The 13323-nt window shown below is 72.1% G+C and carries 15 protein-coding genes; 6 read left to right on the top strand and 9 right to left on the bottom strand.

What is annotated here, in order from left to right:
- The 8 genes from ACQPXB_RS23360 to ACQPXB_RS23325 form a co-directional block, all read right to left on the bottom strand.
- Positions 1-939, bottom strand: coding sequence for an urease accessory protein UreD (locus tag ACQPXB_RS23360; RefSeq protein WP_432855887.1), 939 nt, complete (start codon positions 937-939; stop codon positions 1-3).
- A complete protein-coding gene (ureG, locus tag ACQPXB_RS23355) occupies positions 936-1634 on the bottom strand; it encodes an urease accessory protein UreG (protein WP_432855884.1) in 699 nt (232 codons plus the stop codon). The genes ACQPXB_RS23360 and ureG overlap by 4 nt, the downstream gene beginning before the upstream one ends.
- 11 nt (positions 1635-1645) lie before the next feature.
- The gene (locus ACQPXB_RS23350; RefSeq protein WP_366589491.1) at positions 1646-2392 is read right to left on the bottom strand and encodes an urease accessory protein UreF; all 747 of its coding nucleotides are present in this window, start codon (positions 2390-2392) and stop codon (positions 1646-1648) included.
- A gap of 1 nt (position 2393) precedes the next feature.
- Entirely contained in the window at positions 2394-4112 is a 1719-nt protein-coding gene (gene ureC / locus ACQPXB_RS23345; RefSeq protein WP_432855880.1) for an urease subunit alpha, read from the bottom strand.
- Positions 4109-4489 carry an urease subunit beta gene (locus ACQPXB_RS23340; RefSeq protein ID WP_386956109.1) on the bottom strand — a complete coding sequence of 127 codons (381 nt, stop codon included), beginning with the start codon at positions 4487-4489 and terminating at the stop codon, positions 4109-4111. The genes ureC and ACQPXB_RS23340 overlap by 4 nt, the downstream gene beginning before the upstream one ends.
- A gap of 9 nt (positions 4490-4498) precedes the next feature.
- The gene (locus ACQPXB_RS23335; RefSeq protein ID WP_366589545.1) at positions 4499-4801 is read right to left on the bottom strand and encodes an urease subunit gamma; all 303 of its coding nucleotides are present in this window, start codon (positions 4799-4801) and stop codon (positions 4499-4501) included.
- A gap of 54 nt (positions 4802-4855) precedes the next feature.
- Positions 4856-6091, bottom strand: a complete 1236-nt coding sequence (locus tag ACQPXB_RS23330) for a beta-propeller fold lactonase family protein (protein WP_432855876.1) — start codon at positions 6089-6091, stop codon at positions 4856-4858.
- Positions 6092-6255: 164 nt separating this feature from the next.
- Positions 6256-7656: an FAD-dependent oxidoreductase gene (locus ACQPXB_RS23325; RefSeq protein ID WP_386956111.1), complete on the bottom strand. Its 1401-nt coding sequence runs from the start codon at positions 7654-7656 to the stop codon at positions 6256-6258.
- 218 nt (positions 7657-7874) lie between these two features.
- Between ACQPXB_RS23325 and ACQPXB_RS23320 the strand changes: the two genes are divergently transcribed.
- The 5 genes from ACQPXB_RS23320 to ACQPXB_RS23300 all read left to right on the top strand — a co-directional run bounded on the left by ACQPXB_RS23320 (position 7875) and on the right by ACQPXB_RS23300 (position 11640).
- Entirely contained in the window at positions 7875-8003 is a 129-nt protein-coding gene (locus ACQPXB_RS23320) for a hypothetical protein (RefSeq protein WP_354870323.1), read from the top strand.
- A gap of 105 nt (positions 8004-8108) precedes the next feature.
- Positions 8109-8918, top strand: coding sequence for an Fpg/Nei family DNA glycosylase (locus ACQPXB_RS23315; RefSeq protein ID WP_386956112.1), 810 nt, complete (start codon positions 8109-8111; stop codon positions 8916-8918).
- Between the two features lie 87 nt (positions 8919-9005).
- A complete protein-coding gene (locus tag ACQPXB_RS23310; RefSeq protein ID WP_432855871.1) occupies positions 9006-9839 on the top strand; it encodes an EamA family transporter in 834 nt (277 codons plus the stop codon).
- Positions 9840-9946: 107 nt separating this feature from the next.
- Positions 9947-10807 (top strand): SAM-dependent methyltransferase, encoded by an 861-nt coding sequence (locus ACQPXB_RS23305; RefSeq protein ID WP_386956113.1) that lies wholly within the window; start codon positions 9947-9949, stop codon positions 10805-10807.
- A 5-nt stretch (positions 10808-10812) separates the two neighbouring features.
- Complete coding sequence (locus ACQPXB_RS23300; protein ID WP_432855867.1) at positions 10813-11640, top strand: NAD(P)H-binding protein; 828 nt, start codon at positions 10813-10815, stop codon at positions 11638-11640.
- A gap of 3 nt (positions 11641-11643) precedes the next feature.
- Here ACQPXB_RS23300 and ACQPXB_RS23295 read toward each other — a convergent pair whose 3' ends face one another.
- A complete protein-coding gene (locus ACQPXB_RS23295; protein ID WP_432855864.1) occupies positions 11644-12396 on the bottom strand; it encodes an SDR family oxidoreductase in 753 nt (250 codons plus the stop codon).
- Between the two features lie 101 nt (positions 12397-12497).
- Between ACQPXB_RS23295 and ACQPXB_RS23290 the strand changes: the two genes are divergently transcribed.
- Complete coding sequence (locus ACQPXB_RS23290) at positions 12498-13319, top strand: helix-turn-helix transcriptional regulator (protein WP_432855861.1); 822 nt, start codon at positions 12498-12500, stop codon at positions 13317-13319.
- The last annotated feature ends 4 nt before the right edge of the window (positions 13320-13323 follow it).

Genomic DNA, 13323 nt, shown 5'->3' with positions numbered 1-13323 from the left:
TCAGCCCTTGCGCAGGTCGGGGGCGGGCGCACCGAGCACGCCGAGGCGGGCGCGGTCCCAGGCTGCGTGCAGCGCGGCCTGGACGGACCGGGAGGTGTGACCCAGCAGCCGCACGCCGGCGCCGCACGCGGCGGGCAGCTCGGAGACCCCGGCGAGGACGTCCGGCACCTCGGCCAGGGCCTCGCGCAGCGCGGCCACGAGCTCGGCCGGCGGCATCCGGTCCGACACCACGTACAGGCTCGCCACGACCTGGTACCCGCCCAGCGTCGCGGGTGAGCCCGGGTCGCCGGCACCGCCCGAGCGCAGGCGCAGGGTGTCGGCGAACAGCAGCGTGCCGTCGGGAGCACGGGCTTCCAGCTCGGCCCAGTACAGGTCGTAGACGTGGGCCTCGCCCCGCGCCACCCGGCCCGGGAGCAGCACCTCGCCGAGGATCACCGTCGCGCCGGGTGCAATCGTCACGGCCGTGCGCTGGAACAGGCGCGAACCGCGGAACGGGACGACCGGGTCGGGCAGGTACTCCAGGACCGCACCGGCGCCGACGGTCAGGTTCATCAGCTGCGTCGCGTAGTTGTCGCGCGCGCCGAAGACCTTGGTGGACGCCTGCGTCGTGAGGTGGACGGCCGAACCGGGAGCGCAGTCGACGTCGATGCGGTAGCGGTCGCCCTGCACGAAGCCATCGCCCTGCTGCTGCAGGAACACGAACGCCATGTCCGGCCGGCGCGGGTCGAGGTGGATCGGGCGGTAGATGTGCAGCGGTGCGCGCTGGTACTGCCGGACGACCCGGGTGGTGCCGCCGCGCGGGGCGAGCGCGAGGTCGAGCACGCCCAGCTTGCCGGGCGCCCCGACGCCGAGGCCGTCGCGGATCGACCCGTCGAAGCCGAGCAGCTCCTCGGGCAGGCGCGCCGGCGTGCACCAGGCCGGGTCGTCGCGCCGGGTCATCCCGCTTCGGCGGCGGGCACGAACCGACCGATCACCTCGCGGACGCGACCGGTGACCTCGTCGAGTCCTTCACCGGTGAAGCAGTTGGTGAACACGAACGGACGGCCTTCGCGCACCGCACCCGCGTCGCGGTCCATCACCGACAGGTCGGACCGGACGAGGTCCGCCAGGTCGACCTTGTTGATCACCAGCAGGTCGGAGTGGGTCACGCCGGGGCCGCGCTTGCGCGGGATCTTGTCGCCCTGCGCCACGTCGATCACGAAGACGAAGTAGTCGGCCAGCGCGGCGCTGAACGTCAGCGTCAGGTTGTCGCCGCCCGACTCGACGAGGACCACGTCCGCGTCGGGGTAGCGGTCGGTGAGCTCGGCGACGGCGTCGAGGTTCATGGTCGGGTCGTCGCGCACCGCGGTGTGCGGGCACGAACCCGTCTCCACGCCGACGACCCGATCCGGCGCGAGCACGCCGGCCAGGGTGCGCCGCACGTGCAGGGCGTCTTCGCTGGTGAAGATGTCGTTGGTGACGACCAGCGGACGGTGGCCGGCCGCGATCAGCATCGGCACCAACGCTTCGATCAGCGCCGTCTTGCCCGACCCGACCGGGCCGCCGATGCCGATGCGGGCGACGCCGGGGGTGCGCCCGGCGGAGAACTCCGCGTGGGAGTGCGGGTGGTCATGCGTATGCGTGTGGGCCTGCATGGTTTCCTTCCTCAGCTGGCGAACAGCCGCAATTGCGTTTCCTCGTGCCGCATCGCCGCCACGTCGAGCAGCGGCGTGCAGCTCGTGATGGCGTCGGGGTCCTTGTCCACGGCGCACATCGCCGCTTCGGCCGTGATGGCCCGCACGTCGTGCAGCACGGCCTGGGCGGTGCTGTGGTCGGTGACGGCCAGGCGAACGCCGGCCGCGACCCAGGCCGCGGAGAACGCGAACAGCTCCCCCGTCACCGCCTCCAGCCGGGGCACACCCACCGACGCGCTGAGGATTCCCAGCACCACCGCGTGGTTGCCGGGCGACCGTCCTTTCGCGACACAGCCGGCGTAGTGCAGCAAAGCTTTCGTCGGGAAGACCGACTTCGCGATCCGCAGCAACGCCCGCCCCGTGCGCGTGGACGTCTCCCGCGCCTCCCGTGGCAGCTTCACCGCGGTCAGCCGTTCGTCGGCTTCCGTCACGCACTCGAGGTCGAGCGAGTCCTCCGACGCCGTGGCGCGGTGCGCGCACGCCAGGGCCACCCCGTCCGACGGCGCCACCCCGAGCAGCAGCTGGTCCCGCAGCAGCGCCGAGAGCACCCGCGGGTCGCTCGGCGTGGCCAGGAAACCCGACTGCACGAGGGTTTCCAGGCCGTAGGACAGCGTGTAGCGGCCACTCGGGAACGCCGAATCGCTCAGCTGCAGCACGGACAGGAAGCCCGTGAGCCGGTCGGCTCCCCCGAGGTACGGCGGCATCAGCGGATCCCGCACATCACACGATGTAGTACAGCTGCGCCATGGCGACCTCGTCGACCGCGGGCACCACGGCCGGCTCACCGTCCACAGTGACCTGGTAGGTCTCGGGGTCCACCGCGATGTCGGGCGTCAGCTCGTTGCGCACCATCTGGGCCTTGCCCACCGTCCGGCAGCCGCGCACGGCCTCGGTCCGCCGGTCGATCCCGAGGCGCTCGAACAGCCCGCTCTCGTGCGCCGCCTGCGACAGGAACGTGATCGACGTCCGCCCCACCGCCTTGCCGAGCCCGGCGAACATCGGCTGCAGCAGCACCGGTTCCGGCGTCGGGATGGATGCGTTGGCGTCACCCATCACCGACCAGGCGACGAACCCGCCCTTGAGCACGTACTTGGGTTTGACGCCGAAGGTGTTGGTCGGCCACAGCACTATGTCGGCCAGCTTGCCCGGCTCCAGCGAGCCCACGACGTGGCCGATGCCGTGCGTGAGCGCCGGGTTGATCGTGAGCTTCGCCAGGTACCGCAGGATCCGCTGGTTGTCGTCGCCCGCGGTCTCCCCGGGCAGGCTGCCGGTGAGCTTCTTCATCTTGTCCGCGGTGCGCCAGCACGTCGTGACGGTGTCCCCGATGCGCCCCATGGCCTGCGCGTCCGAGGAGTACATGCTGAGCACGCCGCGGTCGTGCAGCACGTCCTCGGCCGCCTCGGTCTCGGCGCGGATCCGCGACTGCGCGAACGCGACGTCCTCGGGGTTGTCGGGGTTGAGGTGGTGCGTCACGATGGTCATGTAGAACAGGTTGTCCGTCGTGTCCGTGGTGTACGGCCGCGTCGGGTTGGTCGAGGACGGCAGCACGTTGGGCAGCGAGGCGATCGCCATCATGTCCGGCGCGTGCCCGCCGCCGGCCCCCTCGGTGTGGTAGCTGTGGATCGTCCGGCCGTCGATGGCGTCGAGCGTGTCGGCCAGGTAGCCGGATTCGTTGAGGGTGTCGGCGTGCAGCGCCACCTGCACGTCGTACTCGTCGGCGACCGACAGCGCGCAGTCGAGCGCCGCCGGGGTGGCACCCCAGTCTTCGTGGACCTTCAGTCCGCAGGCGCCGGCCTCCACTTGCTCGCGCAGGCCTTCCGGACGGCTGCTGTTGCCCTTGCCCATCAGGCCGACGTTGACCGGCAGCGCGGCCGTCGCCTCGAACATCCGGGCCAGGTTCCAGGGCCCCGGCGTGCACGTCGTGCCCTTGGACCCGTCGGCGGGCCCGGTCCCGCCGCCCAGCAGCGTGGTGACACCGCTGGAGAGCGCGTGCGGGATCTGGGCCGGCGTCAGGAAGTGCACGTGGGTGTCGATGGCCCCGGCGGTGGCGACGAGGCCCTCGCCGGAGATCACCTCCGTGCCCGGGCCGATGACCAGCCCGGGCGAGACCCCGTCCTGCACAGACGGGTTGCCCGCCTGGCCGATGCCGGCGATCAGCCCGTCCTTGACCCCGATGTCCGCCTTCAGGATGCCGAGCACGGCGTCCATCACGATCACCGAGGTGATCACGAGATCCAGGGCGCCGTCGGCGTTGCGCACGCCGGGGGCCTGCGCCATGCCGTCGCGAATGGACTTCCCGCCGCCGTAGATCGCCTCCTCGCCCGGGAGGATGAGGCTGCGCTCCACACGGGCGAGCAGGTCGGTGTCGGCCAGCCGGAAGCGGTCGCCCGCCGTCGGACCGTAGAGCGACGCGTAGTGCCGCCGCGAAACCGTGGTCACGCCTGTTCCCCCGTTCCCGTGAACCCGCGCTCGGCGGCCCGCGCCTGGGCCCGGGCCGCCGCACCGCGAACGGCGAAACCGCCGTCGAGCAGGCCGCTGAACCCGACCACCCGCCCGGCGCCGCCGAATTCCACGAGCTCGACGTCGCGTTCGTCGCCGGGCTCGAAGCGGATCGACTGCCCCGACGGCACGTTGAGCCGCATGCCCAGCGTCGCCGGGCGGTCGAAGTCCAGCACCCGGTTCACCTCGAAGAAGTGGAAGTGCGAACCGACCTGGATCGGCCGGTCACCGGTGTTGCGCACCGGCAGGCGCGCGGTGCGCCGGCCGGCGTTGAGCTCGATCGGCTCGTCGGCCAGCAGCCACTCGCCTGGGATCATCGTGTGCTCCTACGGAATCGGGTCGGCCACGGCCACGAGCTGCGTGCCCGTGCGGAACGTGGCCTCGACCTGCACCACGTTCACCATCTCCGGCACGCCGGGCAGCACGTCCTCACGCGTGAGCACCTGCTTGCCCAGCTCGGTCACCTCCGCCACCGACCGGCCGTCCCGGGCCGCCTCCAGCAGCGCCTCGGTGATCAGCGCGATCGACTCCGGGAAGTTCAGCCTCAGACCGCGGTCCTTGCGCCGCCGAGCCAGCTCGGCCACCTGGTAGATCACCAGCTTCTCGATTTCCCGGGGGCTGAGCATCAGCGACGACAGCGTCGCCTCGATGCGCGCCTGACCGGCCTCACCCGCCGTCACGGCTCAGAACCCGGCCAGGCCCTGCGGGCTGTTGTACGGGATCTCCGCGGCGGTGACCTCGGCGAGCGAGCCGTCGGACTGCACCGCGTAGCCCACGAGCTTCGAGGCGTTGGCGTAGATCTGGTACAGGTGCGTGCCGTCCGGGGAGAGCCAGTTGTCGCTCGGGCCGCTGCTGACGGTGCCGTTGAGCGCGCGGAAGGTGCCGTCACCGGGGACCTTCGGGCACGCGTTGTCGTGCACCAGCGAGACGACGTCGCCGTCGATGCGGAAGCTGGAGATGTTGCTGTAGCCGAAGTTCGTGGCGAACACCCACTTGTCGTCGGGCGAGACCGCGAGCCAGCACAGCTCCGAGGGCAGGCCGGCGCTGGTGTCGATCTTCACGACCGGGCCGGTGCCGATCTGGCCGCGGTCGTCGAGCTTGGCCAGCGCGATGCCGTCGGCCACGGCGTAGCCGATCACGAAGTGGTCCGGGCGGTGGTGCAGGAACGCGGGGTAGAACGGCGAACCGCCGCCGCCGTCCTGGAACATGCCCTCGCCCAGCGAACCGTCGTGCTGCAGCGGGAAGACGATGATGCCGTCGGGGTCGGGCGCGTTGGACGCGACGGACTTCTTCGAGCCGTCGGGCTGGTCGGCCCACAGGATCGGCGAACCGTCCGGGTTGGCCGCCGCCGGCTGGTCGAACGTGGTGCCGACGACGAGGAAGCGCTCATCCGGCGAGAGCACGACCATCGTGGACACGCGCAGCGGCTTGTCCGGCGTGTTCACGGTGTAGCCCTCGGGCCGCGAGGTGAGCTTGCCCTCGGGGTCCACGGTCATCAGGCGCACGTGGTCCGGGCCGAAGGAGTGCAACACGTACAGCGTGCTGGTGGCCGGCGAGAACGCCAGCGACTTCGCGGTGCCGCTGCGGCCGGCCACGATGTTGCCGGTGCGCTTCACGTCGAGCAGCGTCAGCTTGCCGTCGCCGCCGACGGCGAAGCTGGACACGGAGTTGTCGCCGCCGTTGGTGGCGAAGAGGAACTGCTTGTCCGCCGTGAGGATCACGCTGCCGGCCGCCTCGAAGGCGTTCGGCGCGCTCTCCTGGCCGCTGATCGGTTTGTACACCCCGGACCCGCCGCCTCCGGTGGGCACGCGCTCCACCTCGGTGAGGGCGCCGTCGGCCCCTCGGGAGTAGTGGATGATCGCGTTCTTGACCTCGTTGGTCTGGAGGTAGAGGTGGCCGGCGGCCAGCGTAGGTGACATGTGGGTTCTCCGTTTCCGGTCGTCGCCTCAGAGCCTGCCCGCGCGGCGCCCGCGTCGCGTCCGGGTGCACCCCGGCCCGGACCCCCAGTTCGCTGGGGTGGCAGGAAAACAAAAGCCCCACACCATCCTTTGTGGACGGTATGGGGCTTTTCGCCTTGGGACGGCTACTGCTCGTCGCTGCGGACCACGGTGGCGATCACGTCGTTGAACGCCTCCGTCGACGACGGGTGCGTGTAGATCGCCTCACCCAGCTGCGCGGCCTTGATGCCGTAGCGCATCGCCATCGCCACGGTGTTGATCAGCTCCTGCGCGTCGACGCTCAGCAGCGAGGCGCCGAGGATCTCGTCGGTGTCGAGGTCGATCACGAACTTCATCACGCCGCGCGTCTCGTCCACGACGTAGGCGCGCGGCATCGCGATGATCTCCGCGACCGGCTGGCTCGAGACCTTGATCCGGTGGCCCGCCTCCCGCGCCTCGCGCTCGGTGAGGCCGACCATCGCCAGCGGCGGCGTCATGAACAGCGTCCGCGGTACGGCGACGCGGTCGGTCGTGGTGCGCTTGCCCTCGCCGCGCAGCTGGTCCAGCACGATACGGCTGTCGTCGAGGGAGACGTAGGTGAACTGCGGCCCGCCGTTGACGTCGCCGAGCGCGAAGATGTGCGGCCGGCTGGTGCGCAGGTACTCGTCGACCTCCACCGCGCCCCGGGCGGTCACGCGGACGCCCGCCGCGGCCAGACCGAGGCCCTCGGTCGCCGGCTTGCGGCCGGCGGCGGCCAGCACCGCGTCCACGGCCAGGGTGCGCTCGCGGCCGTCGTGCATGTACGACACGATCGCCTCCCCGTCGGCGTCCTCGACGCCCGTGACGTTGGCGCCGGTGACGATCTCGATGCCCTCGTCGACGAGGATCTTCTCGGCCACGGCCTGCACGTCGTCGTCGAGGTGGTCGAGGATGCGCGCCGTCGACTCGAAGAGCGTGACCTCGGAGCCGAATCGGCGGTAGATGGCGGCGAACTCGATACCGAGGTAGCCGCCGCCGACGATCGCCAGCCGCTTCGGCAGCTCCGTGCGGTGGATGAGGTCGGTGCTGGTGACCAGGTACTTGCTGTCCCGCAGGCCCGGCAGGTCGGGGATCACCGGCGTCGAGCCGGTGTTGATGAGGATGTGCTCGGCCCGGACGGTGACGGGGCCGTCGGCGGTCTCGACGAGGACGGTGTCCGGGCCGGTGAACTCCGCGTGCCCGGTGAGGACGGACGCGGTTTCGAGGCCGTCCATCCCGTCGAAGTTGCCCTTGCGGAACAGCGACGTGATCGCGTGCACCTCGCCCACGGCCCGCTCGTACCACTCCTGCGGCGGATCGGACGGGCGGCGGTTGCCGGACCGGTGCACCAGCGCCTTGGTGGGCACGCAGCCCACGTTCGGGCAGGTGCCGCCGTACATCTCGGGCGATTGCTCGACGACGATGACCCGCTTCCCGAGCCGGGCCATGGTACCGGCGGCGATCTTGCCGCCCTTGCCGAAGCCGACCACGAGGAGGTCGGCCTGGAGCGAATTCTCGACGGTTTCCATGTTTGAAGGCCCTTTGCGCACGAGTGTGGACAACGCGGTACGGCCCGACCCTGCCCCGGGCCGCCGCGTGGTCGCATCGAGGAACACCCGAGCCGGCGACCCCGGTGGGCCGCGGGGTTTTCACGCGGGCCGACGCGGGTTGTGGTCCGGGTCACGGAATGCCGGACGATCTTCGGCGCTACAGAAGGGAGAAACCTGTTCCGACCCGAGGGAGAGACATGACTGCTTCCACCGCGTCCGAGACGGCCGAGGCCCTGCCCGTGCCCGTGCTCGACGACTTCGACTTCGAGCTCACCGACGGCGCCTCTTGCCGCATCGACGACCCGGACTGCGAAGCCTGCCAGTGACGCACGGCCGGTGATCCGCGTGGGCTCGCGGGTCACCGGCCCGGATCGCGTCGCGTCGGTGACAATGGTTGCCGTCGTGTCCACCCTCCAGCCGCGGAGTCGCCCGTGCCCGAACTGCCCGAGGTCGAGTCGGCCCGATCGGTGATCGACCGGGCCGCGCTCGGCCGGTTGATCGTCGACGTCGACGACACCGATTCCTACGTGTGCCGGCCCCACGCGCCCGGGGAGATCCGCGAGGCGCTGCTGGGGCGGCGGCTGGTGGCCGCGCACCGGCGGGGCAAGTCGCTGTGGTGCGACACGGGCGACGACGGGCCCGCGCTCGGCGTGCACCTCGGAATGTCCGGCAAGATCGTGATCGCCGACGCCGACGGCACCGAGATCGACGGCGGCGACTACTGGGAAGGCCGCCGCGTGCAGGGCGACTACCGCTGGTCGCGCTTCGCCCTGACCTTCGACGACGGCGGCCTGATGATGCTCGTCGACCCGCGCCGCCTCGGCCGCATCACGCTCGACCCGCACATCGAGCTGCTCGGCCCGGACGCCGCCGCGGTGACGCCCGCCGAGTTCCGCACCGCCGTCACCAAGGGCACCGCCCCCATCAAGGCGCGGCTGCTCGACCAGCACGCGCTGGCCGGCATCGGCAACCTCCTCGCCGACGAGATCCTCTGGCGCGCCCGCGTGCACCCGGCCCACCGCGTCGACGAGCTCGACCGCCCGGCCGTCGACCGCCTCCTGCGCGCCACCCGCAGCTCCGTCACCGCCGCCCTCGACCACGGCGGCGTCCACACCCTCACGGTGATCCCCTACCGCAAACCCGGCGCACAGTGCCCGCGCGACCACGCGCCCATGGCCCGCGGCAAGGTCGGCGGGCGCACGAGCTGGTGGTGCAGCGCGGAGCAGCAGCTCCCCCACTGACCCCACCGACGCCACTGATCCCACTGAGTCCAGGTCGGCTCGGGCACCGCGAACCGTCGACTCGCGGGAAATCGGCAGAATGGACCCGTGGGTGTCCTTCTGGGGTTGCTGTCCGCGCTCAGCTACGGCGCTTCCGACTTCGTCGCCGGCGTGGGCGGGCGGCGCAGCGACCCGAACGCCGTCACGGTCCTGGCGCAGCCGTGGAGCCTGCTCGCGGCCCTGCTCGCCGTGCTCGTGATGGGTCCGCGCGCCCCGTACCCCGAGGAGCTCGCGTGGGGCGCGGTGAGCGGGCTGGGCACGGCCGTGGGCACGTTCGCGCTCTACCGGGGCCTCTCCACGGCGCGCATGAGCGTGGTCGCGCCCGTCTCCGCGGTGCTCGCGGCGGCGCTGCCCGCGCTCGTCGGGTTCGCGACGGGCGACCGGCTGGCGTGGCTGTCGTGGGTGGGGATCGCGCTGGTGCTGCCGGCCATCGCGCTCGTCTCGCAGCACCAGGGCGACGACGCCGAACGCAAGCGCTCCGGCCTGGTCGAGGGCGTGATCGCCGGCGCGGGGTTCGGGGTCCTGTTCATCGGCCTCGACCGTGCGGGCACCGGAGCGGGCAGCTGGCCGCTCGTCGCCGGCCAGTCCGTCGGCGTGCTCCTGCTGGTGCTCGCCGCGATCTGGCTGAAGCCCACGTCGTGGTCGCGCGCCTGGTGGCCGGCCACCGCCGCCGGCATCCTCGGCGGCGCGGCCAACCTCCTGTTCGTCGCCGCCACTGGGGCGGGCCAGCTCGCCGTGGTCGCGGTCATCACGTCGCTCTACCCCGCCATCACGATCGTCCTCGCGCGCGGCCTTCTGCACGAACGCTGGAGCCGCCCCCAGATCACCGGCCTCGTCATCGCGGCGGCCGGGGTCACGGCCATCACGCTCGGCCAGCCGTGACCCGTCCTCGCCGAGATCGTGAACCCCGCCGCCCGGTTTTACGCGACGACCTGCGGACCCCTACGCTCGGTGCCGGACCCGCCACGCAAACCCGAGGAGGCACCCGGATGTCGCAGCACGCGGACCGATCGGCACTCGACAGCCCGCCGGGCGTCGACCCGAACCGCGCCAGCGTCGCGCGCGTCTACGACTACCTGCTGGGCGGCAACACGCACTACGAAGTGGACCGCAAGGTCGCCCGCGAGCTGGCCGAGAAGATGCCGGACGTGCGTGACCTCGCCGTCGAGAACCGGGCGTTCCTCATCCGCGCCTGCACCTTCCTCGCTCGCAACGCCGGGATCGACCAGTACCTCGACTGCGGCTCGGGCCTGCCGACGGCAGAGAACGTGCACCAGGTCGTGCAGCGCGTGAACCCCGAGGCGAAGGTCGTGTACACCGACTTCGACCCGGTCGTCACCGCGCACGGGCGGGCGCTGCTGGAGGAGAACGAGCGCACCCGCTACGTCGAGGGCGACATCTACCGGCCCGCCAGCATCCTCGACGACGAGGTGGTGCGCGGGCACCTGGACTGGACCAGGCCGATCGCGCTGCTGTTCGTCGCGACGCTGCACCACTGGAAGGGCGATCGCGGCCGCCCGGCCGAGGTCACGCAGGAGTTCATCGACCGCCTGCCGCCGGGTTCGTTCGTGGTGATCTCCCACATCCTCGACCCGCACGACGGCTCCGACGACGCGCAGGCCATGGAGGAGCTCATCGAGACCGTCCGCAGCGGCGCGCTCGGCGGCGCCACCATGCGCACGCGCGCGGAGATCCGGGAGCTGTTCCACGGTCTCGAGCTCGTGCCGCAGGGCCCGGGCGCCGAGCCGGAGATCGTGCCGCTGGCGGCCTGGTGGCCGGCCGGTCCGCAGCTGTCGGGGATGAACGTGGCCCAGCGCCTGATCGTCGGCGGCGTCGCGCGCAAACCGTGATCCTCGTGACCGGCGCGAGCGGCAACGTCGGCTCGGCGCTGGTCGCCCTGCTCGGCGCGGACGCCGTGGCCGCCTACCGCGACCCGGCGAAGACCGCCCGCGCGCTCGAGTCCGGACAGCCGGCGGTGACGCTCGATCTCGCCAAACCCGAGACCCTGCCGCCCGCGCTGGCCGGCGTCGACGCGGTGTTCCTGCTCGGCGCGATGAGCCCGGCGCAGACCGGCCAGGAGCTCGCGATGCTCGACGCCGCGCGGACCGCCGGCGCGCGCGTGGTCAAGCTGTCCGTGTGGCGGGCCGGCGAGGAGCTCTCGCCCATCGCCCGCCTGCACAAGCCCGTCGAAGAAGCCCTGCGCGCGACCGGCCTCGCGTGGACGATCCTGCGGCCGAACTTCTACCAGCAGAACTTCCTGGCCCAGCGCTCGATCCGCACGGCGGGCGAGTTCGGCTTCCCCGCGATCACCGCGCCGATCAGCTTCCTCGACGCGGCCGACGTCGCGCGCGTGGCTGCCGCGGTGCTCACCACCGCCGGGCACGACAGCCGCGTCTACGACCTCACCGGCCCGGCCGCCCTCACCTACGCCGAAGCGGCGGACGTCTTCTCCGCCGTCCTCGGCCGGCCCGTGCGCTACCGCGGGCTGTCCGACGAACAGGCGCGCGCGGCGCTGCTCGGCCGGGGTGTGCCGGAGTTCCACGCCGACGCCCTCGTCGAGGTCGCCCGCGCCTATCGCGACGGCGGCGCCGACTCGGTGACCACGACCGTCGCCGACCTCACGGGCCGGCCGGCGACGGAGCTCGCCGAGTTCGTCCGCCGCCACCGCACGGTGTTCGGCTGAGCGTCAGGACGGCTGCCGGGTCGGGATGAGGATGCCCTGGCGCAGGTTCACGTGCGCGGGCCGCGTCACGAGGTAGGCGATGAGGTCGGCGACGTCTTCGGGCTCCAGGCTGGGGAACGCGTCGAAGGTCTGCGCGAGCTGCGACGCGTGGGCGGCGTTGTCGATGTGCGCGCCGAGCTCCGTGCGGGTGAGGCCGGGTTCGAGGTTCGTCACGCGCACCGCGCCGAACTCCTGTCGCAGCGAGGCGCTCAGGTGCGTCACCGCGGCTTTGGTGGCGTTGTAGACGGCGTACTCCGGCATCGCGAGGTGCGCCGCGACCGACGAGATGTTCACCAGGTCCGCCGGCCGGCCCTCGGCCGCGGCGGCGCGCAGGTCGTCGCCGAACCCGTGGATGACGCGCAGCGGGCCGGCGAGGTTGGTGTCGATCATGCGCTGCCACTCGTCTTCGCGGCCTTCGGTCATCGGGTTGGGCAGCATCACGCCGGCGGCGTTGACGACGAGATCGACCGGTCCGAACCGCTCGTGGACGGTGTCGACGGCCGCTTCGACGGACCCGGTGTCGGTGAGATCCGCGGGCACGGCGAGCGTGGTGGCACCGAGCTCGGCGACCAGGTCGTCGAGGACCGCGCGCCGGCGGGCGAGCAGGGCGACGCGGGCGCCGGACCCGGCCAGCAGGCGCGCGGTGGCCGCGCCCATGCCGCTGGCGGCTCCGGTGACGACGGCGGTGCGGGTGGCGAGTTCTCCGTAAGTGGTCATGGAACCAGCGTCACGGCACGCGAAGGTGTGCGGGGAGGCGCTGGTGTTCCTGTGTTTGCCAGAACCACCCAACTTTCGCGGGGCCGGGTGAGAATGGGGGCATGTCGGAGATCGGTGAGTTCCTCCAGGCCCGCCGGGCGCGCGTGAGCCCCGAGAGCAAAGGCCTGCCCGGAGCCGGGCGGCGCAAGGTGCCGGGGCTGCGGCGCGAGGAGCTGGCGCTGCTGTCCGGCGTGAGCGTGGACTACTACACGCGCCTGGAGCAGGGGCGCGCCGACGCCGTGTCCGACAGCGTCCTCGACTCGATCGCCCGCACCCTCGGGCTGGACGCGACTGAGCGCGACCACCTGCGGCTGCTCGCCCGGCCGCCGCGCGACCCGGAAGCTCCGCCGGCGCAGTCCGTGCGGCCGGGGGTGCGCGACCTCGTCGACGGCATGGGCGTGCCGGCGTTCGTGGCCGGGCGGTGGCAGGAGATCCTCGTGGCGAACCCGCTCGGCGAAGCGGTCCTGCCGCCGGCGATGGGCCCGGGGACCAACGCGGCGCGGCACGTTTTCCTGAACCCGGAGGCGCTCGAGTACTACGTGGACTGGCCGGACGTCGCCGCGGAGACCGTCGCGAACCTGCGCCACGAGAGCGCCCGCCACCCGGGCGACCCGGTGCTGGCGAAGCTCGTCGGCGAGCTGACCATCGCCAGCCCGGCGTTCACCGACCTGTGGTCCCGCCACGACGTGCAGGCGAAGTCCCACGGCCTCAAGCGCCTGCGGCATCCCCGCGCGGGACTTCTGGTGCTGGGCTACGAATCCCTGCACCTGCCGGACACCGACGACCAGCTGATCGTCACCTACACCGCGCGCGACCGCTCCACGGCCGACGCGTTGGCGTTGCTGGCTTCGGAGTTCGCTTCGGTCCAGACCACTGCCGAGTAGGATC

This window comes from Amycolatopsis sp. CA-161197 (assembly GCF_050942255.1).
Classification (GTDB): Bacteria; Actinomycetota; Actinomycetes; order Mycobacteriales; family Pseudonocardiaceae; genus Amycolatopsis.
This window is presented reverse-complemented; position numbering and strand designations above follow the sequence as displayed.

Excerpts from the sequence above, each read along its gene's own strand:
- ACQPXB_RS23340 (WP_386956109.1), bottom strand. The coding sequence starts at position 4,489 with ATGATCCCAGGCGAGTGGCTGCTGGCCGACGAGCCGATCGAGCTCAAC.
- ACQPXB_RS23325 (WP_386956111.1), bottom strand. The coding sequence starts at position 7,656 with ATGGAAACCGTCGAGAATTCGCTCCAGGCCGACCTCCTCGTGGTCGGC.
- ACQPXB_RS23320 (WP_354870323.1), top strand. The coding sequence starts at position 7,875 with ATGACTGCTTCCACCGCGTCCGAGACGGCCGAGGCCCTGCCCGTGCCC.
- ACQPXB_RS23360 (WP_432855887.1), bottom strand. The coding sequence starts at position 939 with ATGACCCGGCGCGACGACCCGGCCTGGTGCACGCCGGCGCGCCTGCCC.
- ureG (WP_432855884.1), bottom strand. The coding sequence starts at position 1,634 with ATGCAGGCCCACACGCATACGCATGACCACCCGCACTCCCACGCGGAG.
- ACQPXB_RS23305 (WP_386956113.1), top strand. The coding sequence starts at position 9,947 with ATGTCGCAGCACGCGGACCGATCGGCACTCGACAGCCCGCCGGGCGTC.
- ACQPXB_RS23295 (WP_432855864.1), bottom strand. The coding sequence starts at position 12,396 with ATGACCACTTACGGAGAACTCGCCACCCGCACCGCCGTCGTCACCGGA.
- ACQPXB_RS23330 (WP_432855876.1), bottom strand. The coding sequence starts at position 6,091 with ATGTCACCTACGCTGGCCGCCGGCCACCTCTACCTCCAGACCAACGAG.
- ACQPXB_RS23290 (WP_432855861.1), top strand. The coding sequence starts at position 12,498 with ATGTCGGAGATCGGTGAGTTCCTCCAGGCCCGCCGGGCGCGCGTGAGC.